The following is a 25,176-nucleotide window of genomic DNA, read 5'->3' on the forward strand; positions in this document are numbered from 1 at the left end:
GCCGACTTCTGACCCCGTCGGCGCGCCCTGACGGGGGCGCGGCCCGGGCGACCATCCTTCAGGACGGGGTCAGGTAGGGGCAGATCATGCGTAAAGAGCCGTTACAAATTCACCAGGCCGCCTTGGGCGGCTACACGATCGACGGGCCGTACACACCTCAGGCGAGAGCGGGCGAGCGGGGCGGGCTAGTAGCGAAGCCGCCCCGCTTTTTTGCGTTCCGCCGCCTGGTCGCACGGCTCTTTCGCTCGGGGGTGTGACATGGCCGGCTTCCCCGAACTGCGCGAAAACCCCCGTACCACGGGCCTGACGCCCGACGAGCGCGGGCACAGCGGCTTCTACAACGACCTGGTCCTCGACGACAACCCGCACGAATGGCTTTCCGACGACTGGCACGCCTGGCGCGCCGGCTGGTGCCGTGCTGAAGCGGAGTTCAACGAAGGGGAGGCGTTCTGATGATGCTCGCCTTCGGAATTGGCTTCGCCCTGGGCGCGACGGCCGCGATCGGCGCCGTCGCTGGCGTGATCGCGCTCGCGATGCGCAGCGCCGACGACCAGGAGGGTTGATGCGAACATCCTCCGCTTTCACGGATCTGGGCTATACCGAGCCCGCCGACCCCCGTCCCCCGCGCGGCCGCCGCGCTTCTGCCGTCTCCGTTCCCGCCCATCACGAAACCGCCCCTGGCGATCGCTCGGCCGCTGCTGCCGCGCTGCGCACCATGCGCACGCAGCTCGACGCGAAGAAGGGCTATCTGCCATCCGACCAGGGCGTGCGTGCCGGCGATGACCCGTTCGCGCGCACGCAGCTCACGCTCGCATACGAGCGGCTGCGCTCGGCCCTGGCGCTCTACAACACCTTCGCGGCCGACCTGAACGTGCCTGGCGCGCGCGCCTTCATCGGCGACGTCGAAGTGCCGGGAGGCGGGCAATGACTTCCATCGGTGGAAAGTGCCGCCGCTGCGGCGGCCGCTGGTTGAACGAGCCGCGTTGCCCGCGCTGCGGCCGCATCACGCGTGTGGGCGCGCTCGGCCGCGCCTTCCGGATGGGGAGGCGCGCGCGATGAGCCACCCCGAAAAATCGCCGTCTGGTTTTCTTGGTATAAACGCGAAATCGATACACGCTCCCCGCACGCCCAATACCGACGCGGTTTCCCGGGCGAAGGCGAAGGGCCGTCTGCACGATCTGCTGCGCGTCTCGCAGTCGGTCATCTACGATCCGGCCGCGGCGAAGGAAGCGCAGCACCGCACGTGCTGGTGCCAGCGCGCGCTCACGTCCCCGGGCGAGACGCTCGGCGTGCGGCGCAACGTCGACGGCTCCGGCGCGAGCCTGGCCGGCGTGTCGACGTGCGGATCTGTCTGGGCCTGCCCGGTCTGCTCGCTGAAGGTCTGCATGCAGCGCCAGGCCGAAGTGGCCGACGGCATGAAGGCGCACGTCGGCAACGGCGGCTACGTCTGGCTGATGACCAACACCTTCCCGCACGAAGCGGGCGAGCGGCCGCTCGTCGACATGCTCGCGCTGCAGGCGAAGGCGATGCAGAAGTTCCAGAACTGCCGCACGTACAAGCGGATCCTCGGCAAGGGCGTGCGCGCCGGCTCGATCAAGGCGCTCGAAATCACGCTCGGCACGCACGGCTGGCACCCGCACACGCACTCCCTGGTATTCGCGACGCCTGACGCGTTCGGCGACGTGAAGGAAGGCGACACCGGCCGCATGTCGTCGCGGCTCATCGATGAGCTGAAGCGCGCCTGGTACGAGGCCCTGCTCAAGGTCGGCTTGTGCGAGTCGTCGCAGATGTCCGACGTGCTTGACCACGGCCTGGACGTGCGCGGCGGCCAGTACGCGGCGGAATACGTCGCGAAGTTCGGCCGCGACACGAAGTGGGGCCTGTCGCGCGAGCTGACGATGAACGCGGCGAAGACCGGCGGCGGCCAGAAGGGCGCGCACCCGTTCCAGTTGCTCGAGTGGGCGGCGGCCGGCGACGGCCAGGCGGCCGCGCAGTTCCGCGACTACGTCGCCGCATTCACTGGCCGCCGCATGCTGACCTGGACGCCTGGCCTGAAGGCCGCGCTCGGCCTGGACGACCTGGAACAGTCCGACGAAGAAGCCGCGGCCGCGCAGCTGCCCGAAGAGGAGGTGGTCGGCGCGATCTCGGCCGAAGATCTGTCCGTGCTGACCGCGCGCAGCATGCTCGGCCGCTTCCTCGCGTTCGTGTCGGAGTACTGCTACGACCCGTCGACGGCCCAGGCCGATATCGACGACTTCATGGCGTTCGCGCGCGAGCACGAACGCAGGGCGAGCGGCGCCATCAGCGCGCCGTACTGGAGCGCCCGCACCCGCAAGTTCTACGACCCCGAGAAAGAAACCTCCCATGGCTGACGAATTCGAATCGAAGACCGGCGTGTATTACGGCGACATGGTCAATCAGGACATCGTCGACGCAGTCCGCAAGGCGAAGGTCGAGGCGGCCGCGCTGCGCAGCAAATACGCGAAGCTGTCGGCGATGGAAAAGCGGATCGCCCGCGACGAGATCGCTGCGGTGCTGCGCCTGGTCGAGGCAGTCGAATCGCTGTAACGGCACGCGGCCGGCCGACCACGGCCGCACATCACCAAGAGGTAGACCATGAATGACCTGGAATCCCTGATCGCGGCCGTGAAAGCGAAGGCCGAATCGCTCGCCGAGCTGATCGCCGGCAACCTGCCGCACACGCAGACGCTGACCGACCTGGCCGGCGTCATTCACCAGGCGCTGTCCGATATCGACGCGCGCGTGGCGACGCTGGAAAACGACGCGAAGGCTGACCTGTCGGCGCTCGAAGACGCGCTGACCGAAAAACTGACCGCGTTCGTCAACGGCAAGATCGACACGTTCGCCCAGGGCGTCACGTCGACGCTGCAGAGCCACATGTCCCAGGTCCAGCAGGCCGTGACCCTGGCCGACAGCGCGAAGGCCGCCGTCGACGCGCTGACGGCCGCACAGCAGGCCGGCGGCAACCAGGCTTAAGGGGAGGGCGCACCCATGTCCACCCCTGGCAAGTACATCGGCACCACGCCCTGCAAAACGAAGGGCTGCTCGGAGGTCGTAAGGGTCAAGCTGAACAGGGGCGGACGCGCCTACGGCAAGTGCGATCGGTGCACCTGCCGCTTCGAGTTCGACGGCGTTGCGCACTCACAGCGCTTCGTGCGCGAGGAAGTCACGCTGCTGGCCGACCCGTACGACGACAACCCCGGGAATCCCGGGGAAACCACGCCTCCCGGCGGCCCGGCACCGGCCGTCGATCCCAAGAAAACCCCGGAGAAACCGAAGCGGCGCTCGCTGCTCGACGGCACTCCCTTCGCAGGGCTCTGACCATGATGGACGTTAATGCGCTCGACCAGATCGGGCAGGAAGAGGCGGCCGAGCGCGAGGCGCTGGCCGGAGAACAGCAGCAGCAGCTGCAGGCCGAAGAGGCGAAGGAAGCCGCGTCGCTGTCGGACCAGTATTTCTTCGGGCTGAACAAGGCGCGCGGCGTCGTGCTGAAGATGCTGCCGGAGTGCGCGGACGACTGGACCGACGACGTCACGCGCGAGATTGCGGACGCGCTGGCCGAATGCGATGCGTATTACGGCTGGGGCGGCGTCGCGAACGCGATCAAGCATCCGCTGCTGAAGCTGGTGGTTGCCGCCGTGCCGCTCGCCTGGAGCCTCGGTTTCGCGCTGCGCAACCGGCGTATGCGCGCGCAGCTGGAAGCCGCGGCGGCCGGCAGCGCCGGCAAGCATCACGTCGTGCACGCCGTCGCGCCGGCACCGGCGAAGCCCGGGCAGAACGTCGAACCGATGCCGGCTGCAGCTGCAGAACCGGCACCGGCCGCGCCGGCCGCCGAGCCAGCCTTCGGCGTCGACCCGGGCGCGCTGATGGCTGATACCTTGGAGGCGGCATGACGCGGCGCACCGGCACGCGGCACGGCGGCATCATCGGCGTGATCGGCCGCTCGCGCTCGGGCAAGGGCGTGTGGATCAAGCGCTACTTCCTCCCGAAGGTGCGCGGCCCGATCCTGGTCTGGTCGCCGCTCGAAATCTCCCGCCCGGACGACTACGCGGGCGAGATCGGCGGCGAACGCGTCTACACGATCCAGGAGCTGGTGAAGGCGCTCGCGGCCGGCAAGACGCGCCTGGTGTTCGTGCCGTCCCAGGACGACGCGGAGCGCGAAGCGCAGTTCGATCGGTTCTGCAGAATCCTGGAGAATCCCGGGTTCAAGCGGTGGACCGTCATCGTCGAAGAGCTGATGCTGGTCACGAAGCCGCACAAGGCCCCGACCGCCTGGAAGAGCATGACGACGGCCGGCGCGCACTCGCGCGAGATGACGCTGATCGGTGTCTCGCAGCGGCCCGCCCAGGTCGACAAAGACTTCCTCGGAAACTGCACCGAGATTCACTGCTACGCGGTGTCGAACGTGGCCGACGCGAAGGTGATGGCCGACGTGCTGTTCGTCGATAAGGCCGAAATCCTCGGCCTGCAGAAGTTCCACTACATCCATCGCGACGCGGAGAAAGGGGAGGTCACGACGGGCGTTGTGTCGTACGAGTAGCGTCGAGACAACATTTTTTGCAGCACCAGAAAGTCGGGAATCCCTGATCTGACAAGGGATTCCCGGCTTTTGTCATTTGCGGCGCCCGCCCGCACGATGGGGGCTCTTTCACCCCATAGAGCGCTACGTGTCCCTCTCTGCCTACCTGCCCTCGAAACACCGGCTCGCCCAGGAAGTCATCGCGACGACGGTCGGCGTCCTGGTCGCGGCTTGGATCATCTCCAAGTGGCCGGCCGCGAAGAAGCTGGTCGACGGAAACACGATCTGGTCCACGTCGCAATCTGACTTTCCCACGCCCTGAGGTCCACATGAAAAACCAGCACGTCAAGACTGCCATCGTCGTTCTCGGCACCTTCGCCCTTTGCGCCTTCATCCAGAAGTCGGTGTTCCCGATTCCCGTGATCGGCCCGTACCTCCCGGGCGGTGCCAACGCAGCGTAAGCGCCTCGCGGCACCGGTCCACCTTCACGAACATAGGAGCGCGCGATGCGCAAAGAACAACTCGTCAACCTGCAGAACGTCAACCCGGGGCAGACCGCACTGCTGTCGATCCCGTGCGGCCCGACGTACGAGCGCCTGAAGCTGTACTTCACCGGCGGCCTGCTGATCTCGATGATCGACCTGATCACGATCAAGCAAAACGGCAAGCCCGTGTGGGCCGTGGCCGGCTCGGACCTGCTCGCACAGAACCTGTACGAGGGCAAGCCGAACCCGACCAACGTTGCGCTGATCGACTTCACGCGGCGCGGCGCGAAAAGCTCGGCGACGAAGAACAGCGCGGGCGTCGTGATCCAGTCGACCCAGGTGCAGGAAGAGCTGTTCACGTGCCTGGCCACGTCCGGCCTGCAGCAGTGCACGATGGAAATCAAGATCAATGCGAGCGCCCCGGGCGGCATCGGCATGACGGCCTGGGCGCAGGAAAGCGACCCGTCGCGGAACCCCTGGGTGTTCAAGGAACAGTCGGCGACCTACGCGCTGATGACGGTCGGCCAGAACGATATCCCGCTGCCGGTGCAGCAGGCCGGCTCGGTGATCACGAAGATCTACCTGCACCAGTCGAACTTCGGTCAGGCCGGCGCGGGCTCGATCCAGTCGCTGCAGATCCGCAACAACCAGGTGATCATTTCCGAGGGCACCCCGCAGGTGTACCAGGACGACCAGACCGACTACCAGAAGGTGCCGCAGGCCGGCCTGTTCGTTGTCGACTTCGACCTGCAGGGCATGCGCGAGAAGTGGCTCAACACGACCCTGTCGAAGAACGTGTTCATCCGTCTCATCACGCAGACCGGGCCGGTGTTCCTGACGGGCTACGCGAAGATCGTCGATCCGATCAACCGCTAACCGGACGGGAGGCGGCATGTCGCTCTATGACTTCTCCCTCGACGGGACCGACGTCGGTTCCGGCTCGTACGATCCGAGTGGGGCGGATGCGTCGACGCTGTACGGGATCTACGGACCCGATGCGACGAATTCGAACTACACGTACGCGACGAGCCAGGACACGTCGAACAACACGAGCCTGCCGTCGACGCTAGGCCAGCTGCAGACGAACGGCAGCACCGATTCGAGCGGCTCGAACGGCGCGCTGTGGCTGTCGGGCTTCCAGACGCTGCTGGGCGCGGCCGTGGCCGGCGACGCGATCTCGCACGGGCTGACCGCGCAAGGCAGCACGCCGTACTACCGCGCGCCGAACGGCGTGACGTACCCGGTCGGGCAGGGGCCGAGCCTGACGCACGGCAACGGCCTCGGCATGTTGCTGCTGATCGGCCTGGTCGTGCTGGTGCTTGATCGCGGGGAGGGCTGATGACTTCCCCGATCACTTCCGGCGCGCCGTCGTGGGCCGGCATGCCGAATCTGTCGCTCGGCCTCGGCGGCGGCCCGTCCGGCGCATACGCGACGACGAACAGCTCGTTCAACGACGGCTCGTTCGTCGTCTCGAACGGCGGCGGCTCGCTCGATACCGCGCTGGCTGGCACCGCGGCGGTCGGCAGCGGCATCCTGCAGCAATACCTTCCTTACCTCTTGCTCGGGGCGGTCGCATGGTACGTGCTGAAGCACCGCAAAGCGTGAGCATGCGGCCGGCGACGCGCGATGAGATCGCGCGTATGTTCGCGCCCGTCGACCGCTGGATGACCACGGAAGAGGGCGCGGCCGCGTGCGCCGCGCGCGGTGATTGCTTCGTGCTCGAGCAGGACGGCTTGCCCGTGCTCGCCTGGTCGTTGAAGGTCAACGGCGACGAGCTGTTCATCCAGGCGGCCGCCGGTCGTGCTGGTTTCGATCTGACCGAGTTCGGGCTCGCGCTCGTCGAACGCCAGGCGGACGGCTTCCGGTCGATTGCCTTCCGCACGCGCCGGCGCGGCCTCATGAAAAAAGCCATCGACAACGGCTTCTACCCTGCCTGGCGCAAGGGAGACGTCGTGCTGATGCGAAAGGACCTGAAATGATTCTTCGCCCTCACCAGCTCCACCTCGTCCGCCTCGGCCTGCCGGCGACGCCGTGCAACGGCGGCAGCTCGGACAGCCAAACGAAGACCGACAACCAGAACGTCGACCAACGGCTCGATGTCGGCGGTGGTGGTGTCGGCGCGACCGCCTCGAGCGGCGGCTCGGTCAACATCAATGTGACGCCGACCGACCAGGGCTCGATCACCGCGTCGTTCGGCCTCGCGCATGATGCGCTGTCGGACGTGACGGCGATCGGCACGTCGTCGGTGAGCGCGAGCGCGCACACGGCCGAGCTCGCGATCAACGGTGCGCTCGACAGCGTGCAGGGCGCGCAGGCCGCCTTCAGCAAGGCGACGGCCGCCGTCGCGAACGCCTACCAGAATGCGGGCCAGCAAGCAGCTGATGCGCAGCAAAGCGCGACGTCGGCTATCACGGCTGCATACCAGGACGCGAAGACCGGCAACCAGCGCGTGATTGTGATCGGCGCGCTCGTCGTCGTCGGCCTGGTCGTGCTCGCGCCCGTGCTGCGGGAGGCCGCGTAATGCAGACCATTTCGCAGCTGCTCAAGGCAGGGATGCGCACGCCGTTCTCGATCGCCGGGTCGGTGCTGCTCGTCATGGCGGCCGACAACGGCACGAATCTGGGCATTCGATTCCGGACCGGAAATGCAGTGGTCGCCGAAGTCGGGCCGGTGGGCGCGTCGTTCAAGGCAAAGCCTCCAGGCGGCTTCACAGTCGTCGAGTTCACCGCGCCGGTCGACACCAACGTGACGTTCATCGTTGGCGACGGTGATTTCGACGTGCAGATGGCGCAGCTCGGGGTGACGGTCGCCAACACGAACGCGAACCCGGTACCGGTGTCGATCGTCAGCGAGCCGGGGCAACCGTTCCAGGTCAGCAATTCGGGCACGCCGTTTCATGTGACCGTTGACGGCTCGGTGGCCGTGACGGGCGCAACGCTGACCGCGACCAACGTCGGCATCACGCAGGCCGGCACCATCACGGACAACGCGCCGATCGCGGCGCCCGCGTTCACGTCCGGAACGCCGAACCAGGTACCGCTGCTCGCCGCATCGGCCGGCCGCCGGCGTGTGGCGTTCAAAAATGCTGGTGCGGGTATCGCATACATCGGTGGTGTCGGCGTCACGCCGACCAACGCGGTCATTTCCTTGAATCCGGGCGACGTGTGGCTCGATAACGATGGCGCTCCGGCCGCGTGGTACGGCACGAGCGACGTCGGAACCTCCATCAATGTTCAGGTGATGGCATGAGCGGGATGATTCGACAGTTGGTCGCGAGTGCGGTCGCGTTCACGCCCGCAGGCGCGAACAACGTGGCACGCACGGAACAAGACAAGGGTCGCGAGCGGCCGACGCCGGGTGACAAGGGCGCGAAGGGCGACGGCGCGACCGATGACACGGCGGCTTTCACGGCATTCGAAGCGGAGAACGTCGGCCGCGTGGTGGACCTGCTCGGCAAGACGTACGTCGTCACGGCCGTGCCGGTCAAGAATGCGTACTTCAACGGCGTGTTCAAGGTAGGCGGCGTCACGCAGCAGGCGATGACGTGGAAGTCATTCGCAGGCAACAAGGCGAAGTTCCACGCCTACGGCGGACAGCTGCGCGCGCTGCACAAGTCGCTTTGCAATCCGCTCGAACAGCAGACCACTATCGGCCTGTGGGGCGACTCGAAAACGTGGGGGCTCGCGCTGCCGGAGAACGCGACGAGCACGCCGCGCAACGGCACGCTCGCGGATCCGCGCGACAATTTCGCGTCCGAATCGTGGGCGAACCAGTTCAAGCGCTTCATCGGCGCGCGCTATTTCGACGGTGTCGCGCCGACGCTCTCGAACTGGTCGTATTCGTCGGCCGGACAGTCGACCGCGACCTATCAGCGCACGATCGACCTGTACCCGAACCTGTCGCCGTTCAGCACGGCACTGACCGGCACCGCGAGCAATACCGACAACTCGTCGGCCGGCTCGCTGCTCGGCTATCAGAATCAGATCGGCATCACGCAGACGGGCGCCACGGCGGAATTGACGTTCCAATTCACCGGCACCACCTTCAACCTCGTGTTCAGCTCGATCACGGCCGCGTCGAGCGCGGACTACGAGCTGTTCGTGGACGGTGTGAGTCAGGGCACGTTCCAGACCTACACGGGCGCGCTCGCGAATCAGCAGCGCCGCACGCATACGTTCGGCTACGTGCGCAACAAGACGGTCAAGATCGCGGCACGGTACCCGGCGGCCGGCACGGGCGGCGTCGCGTACCTGTATCTCGAAGCGATCGAGATCCTGAAGGCATGCACGATCGTGAACCAAGGGATCATCGGTACGACCGCGTACAACTACAACACGTACATGTTCGGGGGATTCGGGCCGTCGATCATCACGTCGGACCTGAACTATGTGTTCGTCCAGCTCGGCACGAACGATCGAGGCAACAACGCGCCATCGCACAACCAGCCGAACGGGACCAACAATTTCAAGCGGAACATGACCACGCTGCTCGGGCGCATCACGCCGACGGCGGGCGTGATCCTGATGAACGCGAGTCCGGCGGCAAACGAAAGCCCGTCAACGTATTCGTTCGACATGCAGGCCGTGCGCAACGTGATCGACCAGCTCGGTAGCGACAACGCGCTCGACGTGATCGACAACTACACGATCTTCGCGGGCGTGGACTTGGGTTCGGTGCTGGCTGACGGCCTGCACGAAAACCTGCTCGGACATTCGATGGTCGCGAGCAACATCATCAACGCTTTGGAGTCGGCGTGATGCCGAGCGCCGCGCCTTTCCTCGTTCTCGTAGCCGGCGCGGCCGCGCTGCTCTATTCGCAATCGAGCAGCGCGAATGTCGCGCCGAGCGATTCGAGCAGCTCGACGGACCTTGGATTTTCTGACCTGCTCGATAGCGCATCAGGCGCATGGAGCGACTTAAACGGAACGGTGAATACGATGCTTGGCACGGCTGACAACCCGAACTACAACGGCTACGACGCGAACCTGTCCGCGTTCCTGTACATGCTGCGCATGGCCGAGTCGAACAACCGCTACAACGTCATCAATGGCGGACGCACGTTCAGCGACTACAGCCGGCATCCGAATATCGGCGTGCCGATTCCGTGGCGCCCCGGGAAGGTCAGCACGGCGGCCGGCGCGTACCAGTTCATCATCGGCACCTGGAACAGGGTCGCGGCCGAAGCGGGGCTGTACGACTTCACGCCGGCCAGCCAGGATGCCGGCGCGGTGCAATACCTCTCGGACCTGGGCGCGCTGCCGTATATCGAAGCCGGCGATCTGAGCGGTGCATACGCGCAGATCAACGCGACCGGCGTCATCTTCGAGAGCCTGCCGAATGCACAGGGGCACAACCGCAGCCCCTCGCAGCTGCAGGCTTGGTATCAGGCGGCAGGGGGTGCGCTCGCATGAAAGACACGGCCAACAATCTCGCGCTCGGGCTCGGCGTCGCCGTGCTCGGCTTCGCGCTGTATCGCTACTTCAAGGGGCAGGGTGCAACGAACGCGGCCGCGCCGTCGTCGTCGACGCCGGCCGTCGTTTCAGGGCAGACCGGCAGCGGCTTCCCGGGCGCGCTGTCGACGCTGCTGAACTTCGGCGGCTCGACGAACGGACCGTCTCCGCTCGCCGTCGACAACCCGTATGCCTCCATGTCGTGGAATCCGGATGCCCTGAGTGCCGCCATGTCGCAGGACCTGGGCGCGGCGCTGCAGGCCGCGAACGAGCGCGGCATCAATTCGTACGGGTTCACGCTGCCATGAGTCTCAAGGCGAACGCTGCAGGGCTCGCGATCGGCGCGGGCGTGATCCTGATCGGCATGGCCTACGCGAAGCGCGGCTCGATCGTCGCGTCGGCCGGCCAGGCGATCAGCAACGTCGACGGCACGCTGACGGATGCCGTGCTGCAGATTCCGGGCGCATCCGCCCTGACCGATCCGGCGACGGGCGACTTCAACCCGGCCGCGGCCGGTTACGCGTCGGGCCAGGCGACGCGCGAATGGCTCGGAGAGCAATGGTCCAGCGTGAAAAACTGGTTCACGCCCGCCGGCACGTCGCCGGACCCGACCTTTGACACCGGCAGCAGTGCAGGGTGGGGCGGCGGGACCAGTGAGGTTTCACCAGGCAACGGTGCGGCGCCGACCGATTTCGGCAACTTCCTTTCGTTGTGACACCAGGAGAAAAACCATGTCCTTTCTCGATCGGCTCGGCGAACCGAGCACGCACGCCGGCATCGGCGTGATCGCAACCGCGGCGTCGACGGCCGCGATCCAGCTCGGCGCGAACCCGACCAAGGTCGGCGCGATCGCCGCGATCCTGCAGGCACTCGTGGGCCTGTTCGCTGTCTTCGCGCCGGAAAGCGCGTCGACGCCGCCGGCCGGCCAGTAACGGAGGGCCTATGGATGCAGCTCAATGGCTGACCATCGGCGTGAGCATCGTGCAGATCCTGGTCGTGCCGGTGGGCTGCTTCCGCTACATCTTGGGGGTGGAGAAACGCCTCACGCGGATCGAAGCCAAACTCGGAATCGCAGACTGATCGGAGGATCTATGTCGAAGCACCATCGCCGTACGCCGCCGCGCGACAGCAAAGGCCGCTTCCGTCGCCGGAAGTGAAAATCTCAGCTGGAAGTGAAAAAGCCCCGGGGAAACCGGGGCTTTTTGCTGTTAGTCGTTGCATCCAATCTCGACGAATTCATGTCCTGGCACGGACACCGGAGATGTGGTCACGTGAGCGGGGCTTCCCGTTACCTGCATCTTGCCGAAAGCTATGGTGCCCTCGACGACGACACCGTAGCCATAGGTATCAGCGCCAGGGTGCTTCACACCCGCCGGATACGGAACGTCATGTCCGTACGCGTATACGGCAACAACCGGATCGCTGTTGAACGTGACTCCGGCACGAGGCTTGAAGTAGGCAACCCCGTCTGTCATGTGCGGTTTCGCCTTCGCTGCGGCCGTCAGCGAAACAAACTCCCCGGGGGTGGCGTACGAGCTGCACGAACGGATCGCCGGGGAAATGTCCTCGGCGTGGGCGGAAAGGCACGCGACAGCGAGCATGGTTGCAACGGTGATTTTCAAGGTGGTCTCCTTTTGTCCGGGCGCAATTATTACCGAACACAACGGAAAAAGCTCTCGGTTGGGAATTCTGCCTTCAGGCGATCCAGCGCTCGGCCGGCGGTGGCGGTATCAACTCGAGCTGCACGAGCGCCGGGTATTGGATGATTGGGTCATTCGCGGCGCAAGGCGCGGCAGCGGCACGTTGCGCGCAGGCGCGCGCCGAAATTTTCTCGTCGTGTATCGCCCAGGTCATTTCGCGCACGCGGTTCCAGTGCTCGAACCGGCGCAGGCGCAGCAGCTCAGGCACCCAGAATGGAACGCGCTCGCGGCCGGCCAGCCAGTCGTGCACCGTGCGTTCCGATCGACGCAGCTCGCGCGCCAGTTGCTTGATGGTCCGGCCGGCGGCGTAATGCCGAAGCTCGGCCGGGTTCCCGTATCGTAGGTTTGGGTATCGCATCGTTGTTTTTGTCCGAAAAAAAAGCCCGGAGGATCCGGGCTTTGTATGTTGCGGCGTCGACCTTTCGGCGACTTTAATCAGATGGTCAGATCAATCTTTTCGGGGGTCAGATTCAGTTCCGCGATTCAACGTTGATAATTCACGTTATGTCAACTACGAGGACTGACCAAACCGATGCCCCGAATCGGCAAAAACTGACGCCCGACGAAATGCTCGCTTGGCTCGGCGTGCACGCGTCGCATTACCTTTCGAGCCAGCGCAACCTCGTGCACTACGTGCGTGGCAGGAACGTCGTCGACGCGATTCGCGCGCGAAGCACGACGGCCCATTCGCCGCCGCCCTCGCGCGGTGATTGAACGACTGGCTCGTCGAAGAAGTCGTGAGCTTCGATCCATACGCCATTCCGCCGGCCCAGCCGGCTGATAGACCGCGGTGGACCGGCGCGACATTCGCAGTCGGCCCCGGTGACGCTACGCATGCGCCGCAGTGCGGGCGCGCGTTCGTGTCGGAGCTGGCTCCGGCGTCGCTTCCGCCGCCGGCTGCGCCGGCGCAACGGTCAGGTGCAATCCCAACGCGCCGACAACCTTCATGATCGTTGCAAACTCCGCGTTCCCACCTTCCGACAGCGCACGATAGAGTGCTTCTCGCTTTACGCCGGACTCGCGCGCCAGCGCGGTCATGCCGCGCGCTTTCGCGACGTTCCCGAGCGCGGCCTGGATCAGGCGCGGATCGCCATCTTCGAACGCTTGCGCCAGGTAGTGACGAATCGTTTCCTCGTCCTTCAGGTACTTCGAGCCGTCGAATTCGGCCAGTTCGCTGATTTTCATCTTCAATCCTCCAGTTCACCGGCGATTTGCTTCGCCGTCTTGATGTCCTTTTTTTGCGTCGACTTGTCCCCGCCGCACAACACCACGATGATGATTTTTCCGCGCCGCACGAAGTAGGCCCGGTATCCCGGCCCTACGTCGATCTTCATTTCGTTGACACCACCACCGACTGCGCGCCACTGGCCAAGGTTGCCGAGCTTCGCCCGCTCGATGCGCAGACTGATTGCCGCGCTGCCGACCGGATCGCGAAGCCCATCGAGCCAGCTATCAAATTGGGGGGTGGTAAGGACTTTGAACATGAATGAATTGTAACCCATAGGGGACACCATAGCCACTGCCTCGTCGCCCAACTGGATCGGCCGGCCCCCGCGTCGGCACCCACCAACCGTCAACTACTCTCCGCAGCGGAGAAGTCGCCGGGCGGCAATGGTCGGTTCGCCACGTCCTTTGCTTCGGCGCGCGTCAGGCCGAGCGTCTGCAATACCATCGCCGCAGCCCGCTCGGGGAGCCGGCCTTCGTCTCCCGCCGGCTTCCTCGCTTCGCCCTCAGCCGTGTCGGCCGCGTAGCACTCCGCCGCGATCGCCGCCAGGATCGTCCCCGTCATCGCGAGCACGCTCATGAACGGATCGCCGACGACGAAGCGGCGTGCCGCGATTCCGCGCTCGCTGTCCCGCCGCAAGTGCCGGCCCAGCCCGTGGTCGAGCGCACGCGCGGAAAAGCCCTCCCGCATCAGGAACCGCCCCCAGAGCCGCTCGCGGCGCGCGCGCATCAGCGTGTGACGCACGCAAACCGACACGACCTCGGCCGGATCCGACAAACCGCTCGCAAGGCGCTCGAGCCCGTCCGCGAAATCGTCGAACACCCACTCGGTCAGCGCGGCGAAGATGCCGTCCTTCGATTCGAAGTGGTAGTAAAACGAGCCGAACCCCACATCCGCCGCCTCGGTGATCTCGCTGATCGCGACGTTGTCCCTGCCCTTTTCCGCCATCAGGCCGAACGCCGCCCGCAGCAAGCGCATACGTGTCGCCTCCTTGCGCCGGGCACCGCGCGGTTGACGCTGTTCCGCTTCGGCCACTGACGCATTCGGGCGACGCGGCCGGACCGGTTTGTCGTCCACGAGCGCACCTTCCCTTTCCATAAGAATTTTCTGCATGACGCAATTCTAGATGACTCACTCATACTTGACACCATTATCAGTTATGAGTCTAATCTCGAAAACAGCAGAACCGGTTCCTGTCCGGACACTGTTCCGGACCCACGTCAGCGAGCGTCGGTGACGCGCAGGCGGCCCCGTCGGCACACTCGGCGGCCATCGTCGTGCGCAAGCCGTGTCATGTCGGCAATCGGAACGATCTGCACCTCGAACGTCGGAGTACTGATTGATCGTCATGCGCACCGTCGGCGGAGACGCCCTCGCGCGCCTGCATAAACCGGGGTGACCCGCCGTGGTCGCCGAACCATTTTTAGTTTGACCCTCACTTGTCTTGGAAACATCGTGAAATCACCCGGACTTGACGCGCGGACCCCAACGCGCCCGCTTCTGACACGCATCGCGCCACCGCTTCGGCGCGCCCCGATCGCATTCGCCTGCTGTGCGATTCTTCTCGCGGCTTGCCACTCGCACGAGGCCCCGGCGCCCGAACTGCAACCAGTGGTCGCGCTGCCGGTTCATGCGGACACTGGCGCAGTGCAGCGCGTGCTGCCCGCGCAGGTTCAGGCGCGATATTCGACGCCGCTGTCGTTCCGGGTCGGCGGCAAGATCGTCGAGCGGCGCGTGCGAATCGGCGACACCGTCAAGGCCGGCCAGACCCTCGCGATGCTCGATCCGGCCGATCTGCACAACACGTTGCTGAACGCGCGCGCGCAGCTCGATGCCGCCGAGCATCGCGTCGCCTATGCGAAGCAGCAACTGGATCGCGACCGCGCGCAGGCTCAGGCCAACCTGATCGCGCCCGCGCAGCTCGAGACAACGCAGGACGCGTATGCATCGGCGGTCGCGCAACGCGATTCCGCGCTCGCGCAAATGGCGCTCGCAGGCGATCACCTGCGCTACGCGACGCTGGTCGCGGATCACGACGGCGTCATCACGTCGGAGGATGCCGATACCGGGCAGAACGTCGAGCCCGGTCAGGCGGTGTTTCATCTGGACTGGAGCGGCGACCTCGACATCGTCTGCGACGTCGCGGAGCGCGACCTGCGCGATCTCGCGGTCGGCCGCACCGCGCACGTCAGCCTGACGGCACTGCCGGGCAAGGTGCTCGACGCACGCGTGCGCGAAGTCGCGGCGGCCGCTGATCCGCAAAGCCGCACCTGGCGCGTGAAGCTGACGCTGGTCGCGCCGGGGCCGGACGTCCGCTCCGGGATGACCGCCAGCATCTCGTTCGACGGCGCCGCCGACACCACCGCGGACCACGCGATCACGCTGCCGGCCACCGCACTCTTCCATCGCGGCGAAGCGCCGGCGGTCTGGGTCATTCGCAAAGGCAGCGACACGCTGGAACTGCGCCCGGTGACGGTCGGACGCTACGACGAGCGTACGGTCACGGTCACGTCCGGCCTCGCGGAAAACGAGCGCGTCGTGATGCAAGGCGTCCATACGGTGAGTACCGGCCAGCACGTGCGCGTCGTGCCGCCGCTGCATGCGGAGGACTTCGCATCATGAACGCTCCAGAACACCGGTCCTCGACGGACGGTGCGCTCGGCGCACAAAGCGGTGCCGCGTCGCGCGACGACGGCGGTTTCAATCTGTCGGCATGGGCGCTGAAGCATCAGCAACTGGTGATCTTCCTGATCGGCCTCGCGACGATCTTCGGCATGATCGGCTATACGCGCCTCGCGCAATCGGAGGATCCGCCGTTCACGTTCCGCACCATGGTGATCCAGACCTATTGGCCGGGCGCCACGGCGCGCGAAGTGCAGGAACAGGTCACGGACCGGATCGGCCGCCAGCTCCAGGCCGCGCCTTACGTCGACAACATCAAGAGCTATTCGCGCCCCGGCGAGTCGATGATCTTCTTTGCGATGAAGGATTCGGCGCCGGTCGACCAGGTGCCGGAAACCTGGTATCAGGTGCGCAAGAAGGTCGGCGATATCCGGGCGACGCTGCCGAAGGGCACTGTCGGCCCGTTCTTCAACGACGAATTCGGCGACGTCTATACCAACATCTATGCGCTCGAAGGCGACGGCTACTCGCCCGCGCAACTGCACGATTACGCGGACAAGCTGCGCACCGTGCTGTTGCGCGTGCCGGGTGTCGCGAAGGTCGACTACTTTGGCGACCCCGCCCAGCACGTATTCGTCGAGATCTCGAACGCGCAACTGACGCGGCTCGCGATCACGCCGCAGCAGCTCGCGCAGGCCATCGACGCGCAAAACGCCGTCGCACCGGTCGGCACGATCACGACATCGGACGACCGCGTGTTCGTGCGGCCGAGCGGTGCGTTCAAGGACACGCAGGCGCTCGCCGACATGCTGATCACGGTGAACGGCCGGACGTTCCGGCTCGGCGACGTCGCGAAGGTCACGCGCGGCTACGACGATCCGCCCGTCACGCAGATGCGTACGAACGGTCACGCGGTGCTCGGCATTGGCGTCACGATGCAAAAAGGCGGTGACGTGATCGACCTCGGCAAGGCGCTCGACGCGAAGGCAGGCGAGCTCCGGGCCGGCTTGCCGGCCGGACTGAAGCTGGCCGCGGTGTCGAGCATGCCGCATGCCGTCAAGCACTCGGTGGACGATTTCGTCGAAGCGGTCGGCGAAGCCGTCGCGATCGTGCTCGTCGTCAGCCTCGTGTCGCTGGGCCTGCGCACCGGCATGGTCGTCGTCATCACGATTCCGATCGTGCTCGCCGTGACGGCACTGTGCATGCACGTGTTCGGCATCGGCCTCGACAAGGTGTCGCTAGGCACGCTCGTGCTCGCGCTGGGGCTGCTGGTGGACGATGCGATCATCGCCGTCGAAATGATGGCGGTGAAGCTCGAGCAGGGTTGGAGCCGCGCGCGCGCGGCGGCCTTCGCCTATACGAGCACGGCGTTCCCGATGCTGACCGGCACGCTCGTCACGGTATCCGGCTTCCTGCCGATCGCGCTCGCGAAATCGAGCACCGGCGAATACACGCGGTCGATCTTCGAGGTGTCCGCGATCTCGCTGATCGTGTCGTGGTTCGCGGCCGTCGTGCTGGTGCCGCTGCTGGGCTACCACATGCTGCCCGAGCAGCAGCATCACGACGCTCATGCACATGGGCAGGACGTTTATGAAACGGGCTTTTACCGGCGGCTGTCCGGATGGATCTCGGCGTGCATCGAGCGCCGCTGGGTGGTGCTGGGCGTAACGGCCGTGCTGTTCGCGATCGCGATGGCGGCATTCACGCGCGTGCCACAGCAATTTTTCCCGAACTCTGAGCGCCCCGAGCTGCTGGTCGACCTGCGCCTGCCGGAAGGCGCTTCGTTCGACGCGACACTGCGTGAGGCCACGCGGCTCGAGAAGGTGCTCGACGGTCGGCCCGAAATCGATCACGTGGTCGATTTCGTCGGCACCGGTGCGCCGCGCTTCTACCTGCCGCTCGACCAGCAGCTCCAGCAGCCGAACTTCGCGCAGTTCGTGATCACGGCCAAGGACGTCGAATCGCGCGACCGCCTGTCGCATTGGCTCGAGTCGACGCTGGCAAGCCGCTTCCCGACCGTGCGCACGCGCGTCGCGCGCCTCGAGAACGGGCCGCCCGTCGGCTTTCCGATCAAGTTCCGCGTGAGCGGCGACGACATCGCGACCGTTCGCGGCATTGCCGAAAAAGTGGCGGACAAGATGCGCGCCGATGCCCGCACGCGCAACGTGCAGTTCGACTGGGACGAGCCGGCGGAGCGATCGGTGTCGTTCGAAATCGATCAACTGAAGGCACGCCAGCTCGGCGTGACGTCGGAAGACGTGTCGAGTTTCCTCGCGATGACGCTGTCCGGCTATACGGTCACGCAGTATCGCGAACGCGACAAGCTGATCGACGTCGACCTGCGCGCGCCGAAGCGCGAACGGATCGACCCGTCGCAGCTCGCCGGCCTGGCGATCCCGACGCCGCACGGCCCGGTGCCGCTCGGCACGATCGGCCACGTGCGCGACACGCTCGAATACGGCGTGATCTGGGAACGCGACCGCCAGCCGACCGTCACGGTGCAGGCCGACGTTCGTGGCGAAGCGCCGAGCATCGGCGTGACGCGCGCCATCGACGGCACCCTGGCGGCGCTGCGCGCCACGCTGCCGACCGGTTACCGGATCGAGGTCGGCGGTGCAGCCGAGGAGAGCATGAAGGGCCAGACGTCGATCAACGCGCAGATGCCGCTCATGATCATCGCGGTGCTGACGCTGCTGATGATCCAGCTCAAGCGCTTCTCGCGCACCTTCATCGTCGTGCTGACGGCCCCGCTCGGCCTGATCGGCGTGGTCGCGGCGCTGCTGCTGTTCGGCAAGCCGTTCGGCTTCGTCGCGCTGCTCGGCGTGATCGCGATGTTCGGGATCATCATGCGCAACTCGGTGATCCTGGTCGACCAGATCGACCAGGACATCGCGGCCGGGCAGCCACGCTTCACCGCGATCGTGGGCGCGACCGTGCGCCGCTTCCGGCCGATCATGCTGACCGCCGCGGCCGCCGTGCTCGCGCTGATTCCGCTGTTGCGTTCCGGCTTCTTCGGCCCGATGGCCACCGCGCTGATGGGCGGCATCACGATCGCGACGGTGCTGACCATCTTCTTCCTGCCGGCCCTCTACGCGACCTGCTTCAAGGTGCGCAGCGACGAACGCGAGTCGCGCGCGATGGACGTCGCGTCCTCGGAGACATGCTGATGAAATTTCCCCTTACCACATCGGTGCTCGCCGCGAGCGCGGCGCTCTGCCTGAGCGGCTGTGCAATGGCCCCGAGCAGCACGCCGCCCGCGATGCCGTCGCTGGCGCACTACGGCGCGACGCCTCAGGCGCCGCGCACCGCCGAAGCGGCAGGCGTCGCGCAGCAGTTCGACGTCGGCGCCGCGCCCGTCCCGCAATGGTGGCGCCTGTACCGGTCCAGCGCGCTCGACGCGCTGGTCGACGAAGGCCTGCGCGCGAACCCGACGCTGGCCGCGGCGGAAAAGACGCTCGCCGCCGCGCAGGAGGAACTGCGCGCGCAGATCGGCGCGTCGACGCTGCCGTCGATCGACGCGAACGCGCAGGTGGCCCGCACGCGCACGCCCGACATCTCCGGCGCGGGCGCGCAAAGCCTGCGCTACAACGTCTTCGTCGGGCAACTGCAGGCGCATTACACCTTCGACCTGTTCGGCGCCACGCGATACGCGAACGAGGCGAGCGCCGCGCGCGTCGACGTGCGCGGTTGCGAACTCGAAGCGGCAAGGCGTGCGCTGGCGGCCAACATCGTCGGCACCGCCATCCGCGCCGCGACGCTCGACCGCCAGATCCTGCTGACGGAGCGCCTGGTCGCCGTTGCCGAGGCATCCGCGCTCGAAGACCAGCAACGTTACGCGCTCGGCGCGGTGTCCCACGTGCAGGCGCTGGCGTCGACGCAGAGCGCGGCGTCGCTCGCCGCGACGCTGCCGCCGCTGCGCCAGCAGCGTGCGAGCGCGGTTCACGCGCTGGCGATCCTGCTGGGCCGCACGCCCGACGCGCCACCGCCGGTCCCCTCCTTCACCGGACTGTCGCTGCCGGAACACGTGCCCGTGGTCGTGCCGTCCGACCTGCTGAAGGCACGACCGGACATCCGCGCGGCCGCGGCAACCGTGAAAGCGGCATCGGCGGACGTCGGCGAGGCGACCGCCCAGTTGTTCCCGAGCCTGTCGCTCACCGCGACGATGGGGCGCGGCGGCTTCAGCTGGCCAGCGCTGTTGTCGGGCGCGGGCGGGCTGTGGGCCGTCGGCGCCGGGCTGTCGCAGCCGATCTTCCACGGCGGTGCGCTGCTGGCTCACCGGCGGGCGTCGCGCGATGCGTACGACGCCGCGGTGCTGCAGTACAAGGCGGCGGTGCTGTCCGCATTCGGCGATGTCGCCGATTCGCTCGCCGCGCTGGACAACGACGCGCAAGGGCTGGCCGCGAACGAACTCGCGGCGCGCGCGGCAGGCGAGGCTTTCCATGAAACGGCGCAACGCCGCACATTGGGTGCCGTTCCGATGTCCGCGCAACGGTCGAGCGAACAGCTCTATCTGAACGCGGAACTCGATGCGGTGCGTGCCGCGAGCCGCCGGATGACCGATACCGCGGCGCTGCTGCAGGCAATGGGCGAACTGCCGCCCGCCACCGGCACGACGGTCGCGGCCCGGCAATAGCCGCTGCTTGCGTCGATTCGATGGACTGGCCGCGCGCCTTCGGGCCGCGCCGGTCCGCAATCTCGAAGCCCGATGCCCGGCGTACCGTGCATCGCGCGGCGCCGCGCCTTCATTACCCGCATGGTTGATTCCCGATGAAATCCGACAACCTGGTCGCCTGCCACGAATGCGACCTGCTGATTCAGCGTCCGCCGCGCCTGCGCGCGCTGACGGCGCACTGCCCGAGATGCCATGCTCGCGTGAGCGGTGCGGCGCACGGCCGCCGCTCGCTCGACCGGCTGTGCGCATTGACGGTCGCCGCGCTGGTGACGTGTTGCGTCGCGCAGGCCTTTCCGATCGTCGCGCTCGATGCGGCCGGCATCGCGTCGCATGCGACGCTCGGTGACGCGGTTCGCGCGCTATGGTCGAACGGTCAGCCGCTGGTGGCCGCGCTCGTGTTCTGCACGACGATGCTGTTTCCGATACTGGAGCTGGCCGCATGGATGTACCTGCTCGTGCCGTTGCGCGCGGGCCGCGTACCGCGCCACTTCGCGCAAGTGCTGCGCGGCATTCACCGATTGCGGCCGTGGAGCATGGTCGAGGTGCTGATGCTCGGCGTGCTCATCACGATCGTCAAACTGACGAGCCTCGCACACGTGCTTGCCGGGCCCGCGCTATTCGCGTTCGCCGGGCTTACCGTGATGCTCTGCGTGCTGTCGACGATCGAACCGGCCCGACTGTGGGAAGCGCACGACGAACTCGTCGCACTGCGGCCAGGCGATGCCGACCGTACGAAACCGCCCCGCCCCGACACGACGCGACATGCTGCGCCCCGGGCCGCGGAAAGCAGCGGATCGGCGGGCATGACGGCCCGCGCCGCGGGATGGATCGCCTGTCACCTCTGCGCGCGCGTGCAGCCGGCACACACATGCGGCGAGCGCTGCACGCGCTGCGGATCGCCGCTGCACGCGCGCCGTCCGCACAGCATCGCGCGCACGGGCGCGCTCGTCGCTGCCGCTGCGTTGCTCTATATCCCGGCGAACCTGTTGCCCGTCATGCACGCGACCTCGCTCGGCCGGGCCGAGGACGACACGATCCTCGGCGGTGTCGCGTACTTCTGGACGTCCGGCGACTGGGCGCTCGCCGTCATCGTGTTCATCGCGAGTGTGCTCGTGCCGATGCTCAAGCTTGCGGCCCTCGCATTCCAGGCGATCGCCGCCCATCGCGGCGTGCAATGGCGGCCGCTCGAACGAGCCCGGCTGCATCGGCTGGTCGAGCGCGTGGGCCGCTGGTCGATGCTCGACGTATTCGTCGTCGCGCTCACGATCGCGCTCGTGCATTTCGGCTCGTTCGCCGACATCACGCCCGGCCCCGGCGCGCTCGCATTCGGCGCCGTGGTCGTGCTGACCATGTGCGCGTCGATGCAGTTCGACCCGCGGCTCATCTGGGACGGTGCGCCCCGCCCCGCCGCCGCCCATCATCAACCTTGAACCGGCGCAAGCGCCCGCTTTATTTCGAATCCCAAAACGATGTCCTCTTTCGACTTTTCTCCACCCGAGATCCGGCCGCGCAGCCGCTGGATCCCGTCTCTCGTCTGGATCGTGCCGCTCGTGTGCGCGCTGATCGGGCTGTCGCTCGTGATCCGGACGGTCACCGCCAACGGTCCGACGATCACGGTCACGTTCGCCAACGCCGAGGGCCTCGAAGCCGGCAAGACCAAGGTCCGCTACAAGGACGTCGATATCGGCTCCGTCCAGACCATTACGCTCACCCCTGATTTCAAGCGCGTGGTCGTCGGCATTCAGCTGACGCACGATGCCGCGCGCTTCGCGAACCGCGACACGCGCTTCTGGGTCGTTCGACCGCGCGTCGGTGCCACCGGCATTTCCGGCCTCGGCACGCTGCTCTCCGGCGCATTCATCGGCGCGGATCTCGGCCACTCGTCGCAGAAGCAGACCGATTTCACCGGTCTCGAGACGCCGCCTGCGGTCACCGCGGACCAGCAGGGCCGACGCTTTCTGCTGCACGGCGACTCGCTGGGCTCGGTCGACATCGGTTCGCCGGTGTTCTACCGGCATCTGCAAGTCGGTCAGGTCGTGGGATTCTCGCTCGACAAGGACGGTACTGGCGTCGACGTACAGGCGTTCGTGAAGGCGCCCTACGACAAGTACGTCAGCGTCAATACGCGCTGGTGGCACGCGAGCGGCGTGGATCTTCGGCTCGATTCGAGCGGCCTGAAACTCAACACGCAGTCGCTGGCGACCGTGATCGTCGGCGGTCTCGCGTTTCAGTCGCCGCCCGGACAAGCGGACGCGCCGCAGGCAGCCGACAACACGCCGTTCCTGCTCGCACCCGACGAAGCCGACGCGATGCGCGACCCCGACGGCACGCCGCTGATGGTCGTCATGCGCTTCGACCAGTCGCTGCGCGGGCTGTCGGTCGGCGCGCCGGTCGATCTGCGGGGCATCGTGCTCGGTCAGGTCACGAACATCGGGATCGAGTACAACGAACACACGCGCAACTTCAGCATGAAGGTCGCGATGGCGCTGTATCCGTCACGACTGAGCCGACACAGCGATACGGCGCTGCCCGCGCCCGATACGGCCGGCGGCCACGAACTGCTCCAGCACCTGGTGCTCCAGGGGCTGCGCGGGCAGTTGCGTACCGGCAGCCTGCTGACCGGTCAGCTCTATGTGGCGCTCGACATGTTCCCGAAGGCGCCGCACGCGAGCGTCGACGCGCGCCGCACGCCGGTGGAACTGCCGACCGTGCCCAACACGCTCGACGAACTGCAGGTGCAGATCGCCGACATCGCGCGCAAGCTCGATCAGGTGCCGTTCGACCGGATCGGCAACAATCTGAACGGCGCGCTCGCGCATGCGAACCAGTTGTTCGGTCACCTCGATGAGCAGGTCGTGCCGCAGGCGCGCGACACGCTGGCCGCCGCGCAACGCACGTTCAGCGCGGCAGAGTCGACGTTGGGGCAGAATTCGCCGATGCAGTCGGACGTTCATGAGGCGATGCAGTCGCTCACGCAAACGCTGCAGTCGTTGAATGCGCTTGCGGACTATCTGGAACGTCATCCCGAATCGCTGCTGTTCGGCAAGAAGGGAGACCGCCAATGAAAGCGCGTTCGTTCGGTCGTCTCCGTATGCCGGCGCGCATCGCGACGTGCGTCGCACTCGCGGTGCTGAGCGCGTGCGCGTCGCCGCCGGTGCATTTCCATACCCTCGCGGTGGCGGACGATGCGGGTGCCGAGGCCACTGCCACGCATCCCGCCTGGCTGATCGACATCCAGGCCGTGCACGTCGCGGCGCCTGCGGACGGCAACCGGCTCGTCGTGCAACGCAGCCCCGATCGGGCCGACATCCTGGAGCAGGAGCGCTGGGCCGCGCCGCTCGGCGACGAGATGCGCGGCGGACTGTCGACGCGCGTCGCGTCCCGGCTCGGCACGATCGATGTTCATCGCGTCGCCCACCCGGACGGCGCGCCCGTCTACCGGGTCGCGGTGGACGTCCAGCGAATCGAATCCTGGCCGGCATCGCACGTGCTGCTCGATGCGACGTGGAGTGTGAGTTCCGGGTCCGGACAGCCGGCACTGACGTGCCGCAGCATCGTCCGGTCCGGTGCGTCGACGGGCTACGAAGCACTCGTCGACGCGCAGCATCGCGCGCTCGATGCGCTCGCGCTCGGGATCGCCGCGGGCATTCGCGCGGCGGCCGCGCATGCCGCGCCGCCGGCCGATTGCCGCGCGGGCGCACTCGGGCGCCCGATCGCACGCCCCGCTGTCGATCGCGGCGCGCCGGACGCGCTCGACGATTGAATCGGCGCCGTGACGACGCGACATTTCCCGCGGCGCGATATCGCGCCGCTTCAGCCCTTTCCACTGCACGGACAGCTCAGGATGAAACCCGCCCGCCTCACCCGTATGCAGCGCCGGCTCGACACCCGCGAACGGCTCATCGCCGCCGCTCGCGAATGCTTCATCGCGAACGGCTTCGCCGATACGACCGTCGAGCACATCGTCGAACGCGCTGGCTATACGCGCGGCGCGTTCTATGCGAACTTCGGGCACAAGCGCGAGCTGTTGATCGAGATCCTGCGCCGCGACCGCCCGAAATTACTGATGAAAATGCGGCCGGCAGCGCATGAGCGCGAAGGCTCCCGCACCGCCGGCTCCGCAGACATCGCCGCCGGCTGGGAATGTTTCCCGCTGTGGGTCGAGGTGCACCTGTACGCGCTGCGCGATGCCGGGATCCGGCAGATCGTCGACCGGCTGCACGCCGAGCCGGCGCCGCCGGCTGCGGCGAGCGATACGGCAGACGCGTCGGAGCGCATGCCATCGTCGGCCGAATGGGCGGCAGTGCTCGGCGTTGCGCTGATGCGTGCCGGTGCGTAGTACGCATGGCACGAAGAGCTGACCCAGGACACCGCGATGCGTGCGCGGGCTGAACGGTGCACGCCGGGCCCGGCGCCCGAGTTAGCGGCCGGGTACCGCACGAGCGCACGGGGTGGCTTGGCCGCCGCCTGCGTCACCCCATTA

The 25,176-nt window shown here is 66.8% G+C and carries 34 protein-coding genes; 29 read left to right on the forward strand and 5 right to left on the reverse strand.

Annotated features, from left to right (window positions below; all coding sequences use genetic code 11):
* The first annotated feature begins 258 nt into the window (after positions 1 to 258).
* From U5A56_RS04470 to U5A56_RS04575, 22 genes are all read left to right on the forward strand, one after another.
* Positions 259 to 453, forward strand: coding sequence for a hypothetical protein (locus tag U5A56_RS04470; RefSeq protein WP_321921050.1), 195 nt, complete (start codon positions 259 to 261; stop codon positions 451 to 453).
* 109 nt (positions 454 to 562) lie between these two features.
* A complete protein-coding gene (locus U5A56_RS04475) occupies positions 563 to 928 on the forward strand; it encodes a hypothetical protein (protein WP_321921051.1) in 366 nt (121 codons plus the stop codon).
* Positions 929 to 1,055: 127 nt separating this feature from the next.
* Entirely contained in the window at positions 1,056 to 2,372 is a 1,317-nt protein-coding gene (locus U5A56_RS04480) for a protein rep (protein ID WP_321921052.1), read from the forward strand.
* The gene (locus U5A56_RS04485) at positions 2,365 to 2,568 is read left to right on the forward strand and encodes a hypothetical protein (protein ID WP_321921053.1); all 204 of its coding nucleotides are present in this window, start codon (positions 2,365 to 2,367) and stop codon (positions 2,566 to 2,568) included. Before U5A56_RS04480 ends, U5A56_RS04485 begins: the two co-directional genes overlap by 8 nt.
* 48 nt (positions 2,569 to 2,616) lie before the next feature.
* Positions 2,617 to 2,997 (forward strand): hypothetical protein, encoded by a 381-nt coding sequence (locus U5A56_RS04490; RefSeq protein ID WP_321921054.1) that lies wholly within the window; start codon positions 2,617 to 2,619, stop codon positions 2,995 to 2,997.
* 15 nt (positions 2,998 to 3,012) lie between these two features.
* Positions 3,013 to 3,342 carry a hypothetical protein gene (locus tag U5A56_RS04495; protein ID WP_321921055.1) on the forward strand — a complete coding sequence of 110 codons (330 nt, stop codon included), beginning with the start codon at positions 3,013 to 3,015 and terminating at the stop codon, positions 3,340 to 3,342.
* 2 nt (positions 3,343 to 3,344) lie between these two features.
* Entirely contained in the window at positions 3,345 to 3,914 is a 570-nt protein-coding gene (locus U5A56_RS04500; RefSeq protein WP_321921056.1) for a hypothetical protein, read from the forward strand.
* Entirely contained in the window at positions 3,911 to 4,561 is a 651-nt protein-coding gene (locus U5A56_RS04505) for a hypothetical protein (protein WP_059728446.1), read from the forward strand. The genes U5A56_RS04500 and U5A56_RS04505 overlap by 4 nt, the downstream gene beginning before the upstream one ends.
* Positions 4,562 to 4,688: 127 nt before the next feature.
* Positions 4,689 to 4,862 (forward strand): hypothetical protein, encoded by a 174-nt coding sequence (locus U5A56_RS04510; RefSeq protein WP_321921057.1) that lies wholly within the window; start codon positions 4,689 to 4,691, stop codon positions 4,860 to 4,862.
* Positions 4,863 to 4,869: 7 nt separating this feature from the next.
* Positions 4,870 to 5,001, forward strand: coding sequence for a hypothetical protein (locus U5A56_RS04515; RefSeq protein ID WP_321921058.1), 132 nt, complete (start codon positions 4,870 to 4,872; stop codon positions 4,999 to 5,001).
* A 45-nt stretch (positions 5,002 to 5,046) separates the two neighbouring features.
* Positions 5,047 to 5,901, forward strand: coding sequence for a major capsid protein P2 (locus U5A56_RS04520; protein ID WP_321921059.1), 855 nt, complete (start codon positions 5,047 to 5,049; stop codon positions 5,899 to 5,901).
* A 16-nt stretch (positions 5,902 to 5,917) separates the two neighbouring features.
* The gene (locus tag U5A56_RS04525) at positions 5,918 to 6,364 is read left to right on the forward strand and encodes a hypothetical protein (protein WP_321921060.1); all 447 of its coding nucleotides are present in this window, start codon (positions 5,918 to 5,920) and stop codon (positions 6,362 to 6,364) included.
* A complete protein-coding gene (locus U5A56_RS04530) occupies positions 6,364 to 6,630 on the forward strand; it encodes a hypothetical protein (RefSeq protein WP_321921061.1) in 267 nt (88 codons plus the stop codon). The genes U5A56_RS04525 and U5A56_RS04530 overlap by 1 nt, the downstream gene beginning before the upstream one ends.
* 35 nt (positions 6,631 to 6,665) lie before the next feature.
* Positions 6,666 to 7,004: a hypothetical protein gene (locus U5A56_RS04535; protein WP_321921062.1), complete on the forward strand. Its 339-nt coding sequence runs from the start codon at positions 6,666 to 6,668 to the stop codon at positions 7,002 to 7,004.
* Positions 7,001 to 7,546: a hypothetical protein gene (locus tag U5A56_RS04540; RefSeq protein ID WP_321921063.1), complete on the forward strand. Its 546-nt coding sequence runs from the start codon at positions 7,001 to 7,003 to the stop codon at positions 7,544 to 7,546. The genes U5A56_RS04535 and U5A56_RS04540 overlap by 4 nt, the downstream gene beginning before the upstream one ends.
* On the forward strand, positions 7,546 to 8,274 hold the full coding sequence (locus U5A56_RS04545; RefSeq protein WP_321921064.1) for a hypothetical protein: 729 nt from the start codon (positions 7,546 to 7,548) through the stop codon (positions 8,272 to 8,274). The genes U5A56_RS04540 and U5A56_RS04545 overlap by 1 nt, the downstream gene beginning before the upstream one ends.
* Positions 8,271 to 9,782, forward strand: a complete 1,512-nt coding sequence (locus U5A56_RS04550; RefSeq protein WP_321921065.1) for a GDSL-type esterase/lipase family protein — start codon at positions 8,271 to 8,273, stop codon at positions 9,780 to 9,782. The genes U5A56_RS04545 and U5A56_RS04550 overlap by 4 nt, the downstream gene beginning before the upstream one ends.
* On the forward strand, positions 9,782 to 10,435 hold the full coding sequence (locus U5A56_RS04555) for a glycoside hydrolase family 104 protein (protein ID WP_321921066.1): 654 nt from the start codon (positions 9,782 to 9,784) through the stop codon (positions 10,433 to 10,435). Before U5A56_RS04550 ends, U5A56_RS04555 begins: the two co-directional genes overlap by 1 nt.
* A complete protein-coding gene (locus tag U5A56_RS04560) occupies positions 10,432 to 10,782 on the forward strand; it encodes a hypothetical protein (RefSeq protein ID WP_321921067.1) in 351 nt (116 codons plus the stop codon). The genes U5A56_RS04555 and U5A56_RS04560 overlap by 4 nt, the downstream gene beginning before the upstream one ends.
* A complete protein-coding gene (locus U5A56_RS04565) occupies positions 10,779 to 11,189 on the forward strand; it encodes a hypothetical protein (protein WP_321921068.1) in 411 nt (136 codons plus the stop codon). Before U5A56_RS04560 ends, U5A56_RS04565 begins: the two co-directional genes overlap by 4 nt.
* 16 nt (positions 11,190 to 11,205) lie before the next feature.
* Positions 11,206 to 11,406 carry a hypothetical protein gene (locus U5A56_RS04570; protein ID WP_059728464.1) on the forward strand — a complete coding sequence of 67 codons (201 nt, stop codon included), beginning with the start codon at positions 11,206 to 11,208 and terminating at the stop codon, positions 11,404 to 11,406.
* Positions 11,407 to 11,416: 10 nt separating this feature from the next.
* Entirely contained in the window at positions 11,417 to 11,554 is a 138-nt protein-coding gene (locus tag U5A56_RS04575; protein ID WP_155623362.1) for a hypothetical protein, read from the forward strand.
* A gap of 128 nt (positions 11,555 to 11,682) precedes the next feature.
* Here U5A56_RS04575 and U5A56_RS04580 read toward each other — a convergent pair whose 3' ends face one another.
* From U5A56_RS04580 to U5A56_RS04600, 5 genes are all read right to left on the reverse strand, one after another.
* Positions 11,683 to 12,096 carry a hypothetical protein gene (locus U5A56_RS04580; protein WP_321921069.1) on the reverse strand — a complete coding sequence of 138 codons (414 nt, stop codon included), beginning with the start codon at positions 12,094 to 12,096 and terminating at the stop codon, positions 11,683 to 11,685.
* Between the two features lie 73 nt (positions 12,097 to 12,169).
* Positions 12,170 to 12,532: a helix-turn-helix domain-containing protein gene (locus U5A56_RS04585; RefSeq protein ID WP_321921070.1), complete on the reverse strand. Its 363-nt coding sequence runs from the start codon at positions 12,530 to 12,532 to the stop codon at positions 12,170 to 12,172.
* Between the two features lie 470 nt (positions 12,533 to 13,002).
* Entirely contained in the window at positions 13,003 to 13,359 is a 357-nt protein-coding gene (locus U5A56_RS04590) for an addiction module antidote protein (protein WP_257772618.1), read from the reverse strand.
* A 2-nt stretch (positions 13,360 to 13,361) separates the two neighbouring features.
* Positions 13,362 to 13,658 (reverse strand): type II toxin-antitoxin system RelE/ParE family toxin, encoded by a 297-nt coding sequence (locus U5A56_RS04595; protein ID WP_257772617.1) that lies wholly within the window; start codon positions 13,656 to 13,658, stop codon positions 13,362 to 13,364.
* Positions 13,659 to 13,747: 89 nt separating this feature from the next.
* Positions 13,748 to 14,512, reverse strand: coding sequence for a TetR/AcrR family transcriptional regulator (locus U5A56_RS04600; RefSeq protein WP_415749089.1), 765 nt, complete (start codon positions 14,510 to 14,512; stop codon positions 13,748 to 13,750).
* A gap of 342 nt (positions 14,513 to 14,854) precedes the next feature.
* On the opposite strand from U5A56_RS04600, the gene U5A56_RS04605 reads away from it, so the two are divergent.
* The 7 genes from U5A56_RS04605 (at position 14,855) to U5A56_RS04635 (ending at position 25,032) form a co-directional block, all read left to right on the forward strand.
* A complete protein-coding gene (locus U5A56_RS04605) occupies positions 14,855 to 16,021 on the forward strand; it encodes an efflux RND transporter periplasmic adaptor subunit (protein WP_321921396.1) in 1,167 nt (388 codons plus the stop codon).
* Positions 16,018 to 19,188: an efflux RND transporter permease subunit gene (locus U5A56_RS04610; RefSeq protein WP_321921071.1), complete on the forward strand. Its 3,171-nt coding sequence runs from the start codon at positions 16,018 to 16,020 to the stop codon at positions 19,186 to 19,188. Before U5A56_RS04605 ends, U5A56_RS04610 begins: the two co-directional genes overlap by 4 nt.
* The gene (locus U5A56_RS04615) at positions 19,188 to 20,654 is read left to right on the forward strand and encodes an efflux transporter outer membrane subunit (protein ID WP_321921072.1); all 1,467 of its coding nucleotides are present in this window, start codon (positions 19,188 to 19,190) and stop codon (positions 20,652 to 20,654) included. Before U5A56_RS04610 ends, U5A56_RS04615 begins: the two co-directional genes overlap by 1 nt.
* A gap of 134 nt (positions 20,655 to 20,788) precedes the next feature.
* Positions 20,789 to 22,123, forward strand: a complete 1,335-nt coding sequence (locus U5A56_RS04620) for a paraquat-inducible protein A (RefSeq protein ID WP_321921073.1) — start codon at positions 20,789 to 20,791, stop codon at positions 22,121 to 22,123.
* A gap of 39 nt (positions 22,124 to 22,162) precedes the next feature.
* A complete protein-coding gene (locus U5A56_RS04625; RefSeq protein WP_321921074.1) occupies positions 22,163 to 23,758 on the forward strand; it encodes an intermembrane transport protein PqiB in 1,596 nt (531 codons plus the stop codon).
* Complete coding sequence (locus tag U5A56_RS04630; RefSeq protein ID WP_321921075.1) at positions 23,755 to 24,456, forward strand: PqiC family protein; 702 nt, start codon at positions 23,755 to 23,757, stop codon at positions 24,454 to 24,456. The genes U5A56_RS04625 and U5A56_RS04630 overlap by 4 nt, the downstream gene beginning before the upstream one ends.
* An 81-nt stretch (positions 24,457 to 24,537) precedes the next feature.
* Positions 24,538 to 25,032, forward strand: coding sequence for a helix-turn-helix domain-containing protein (locus U5A56_RS04635; RefSeq protein ID WP_321921076.1), 495 nt, complete (start codon positions 24,538 to 24,540; stop codon positions 25,030 to 25,032).
* The last annotated feature ends 144 nt before the right edge of the window (positions 25,033 to 25,176 follow it).

It is taken from the genome of Burkholderia sp. BCC1998, assembly GCF_905339875.1.
Taxonomy (GTDB): Bacteria; Pseudomonadota; Gammaproteobacteria; order Burkholderiales; family Burkholderiaceae; genus Burkholderia.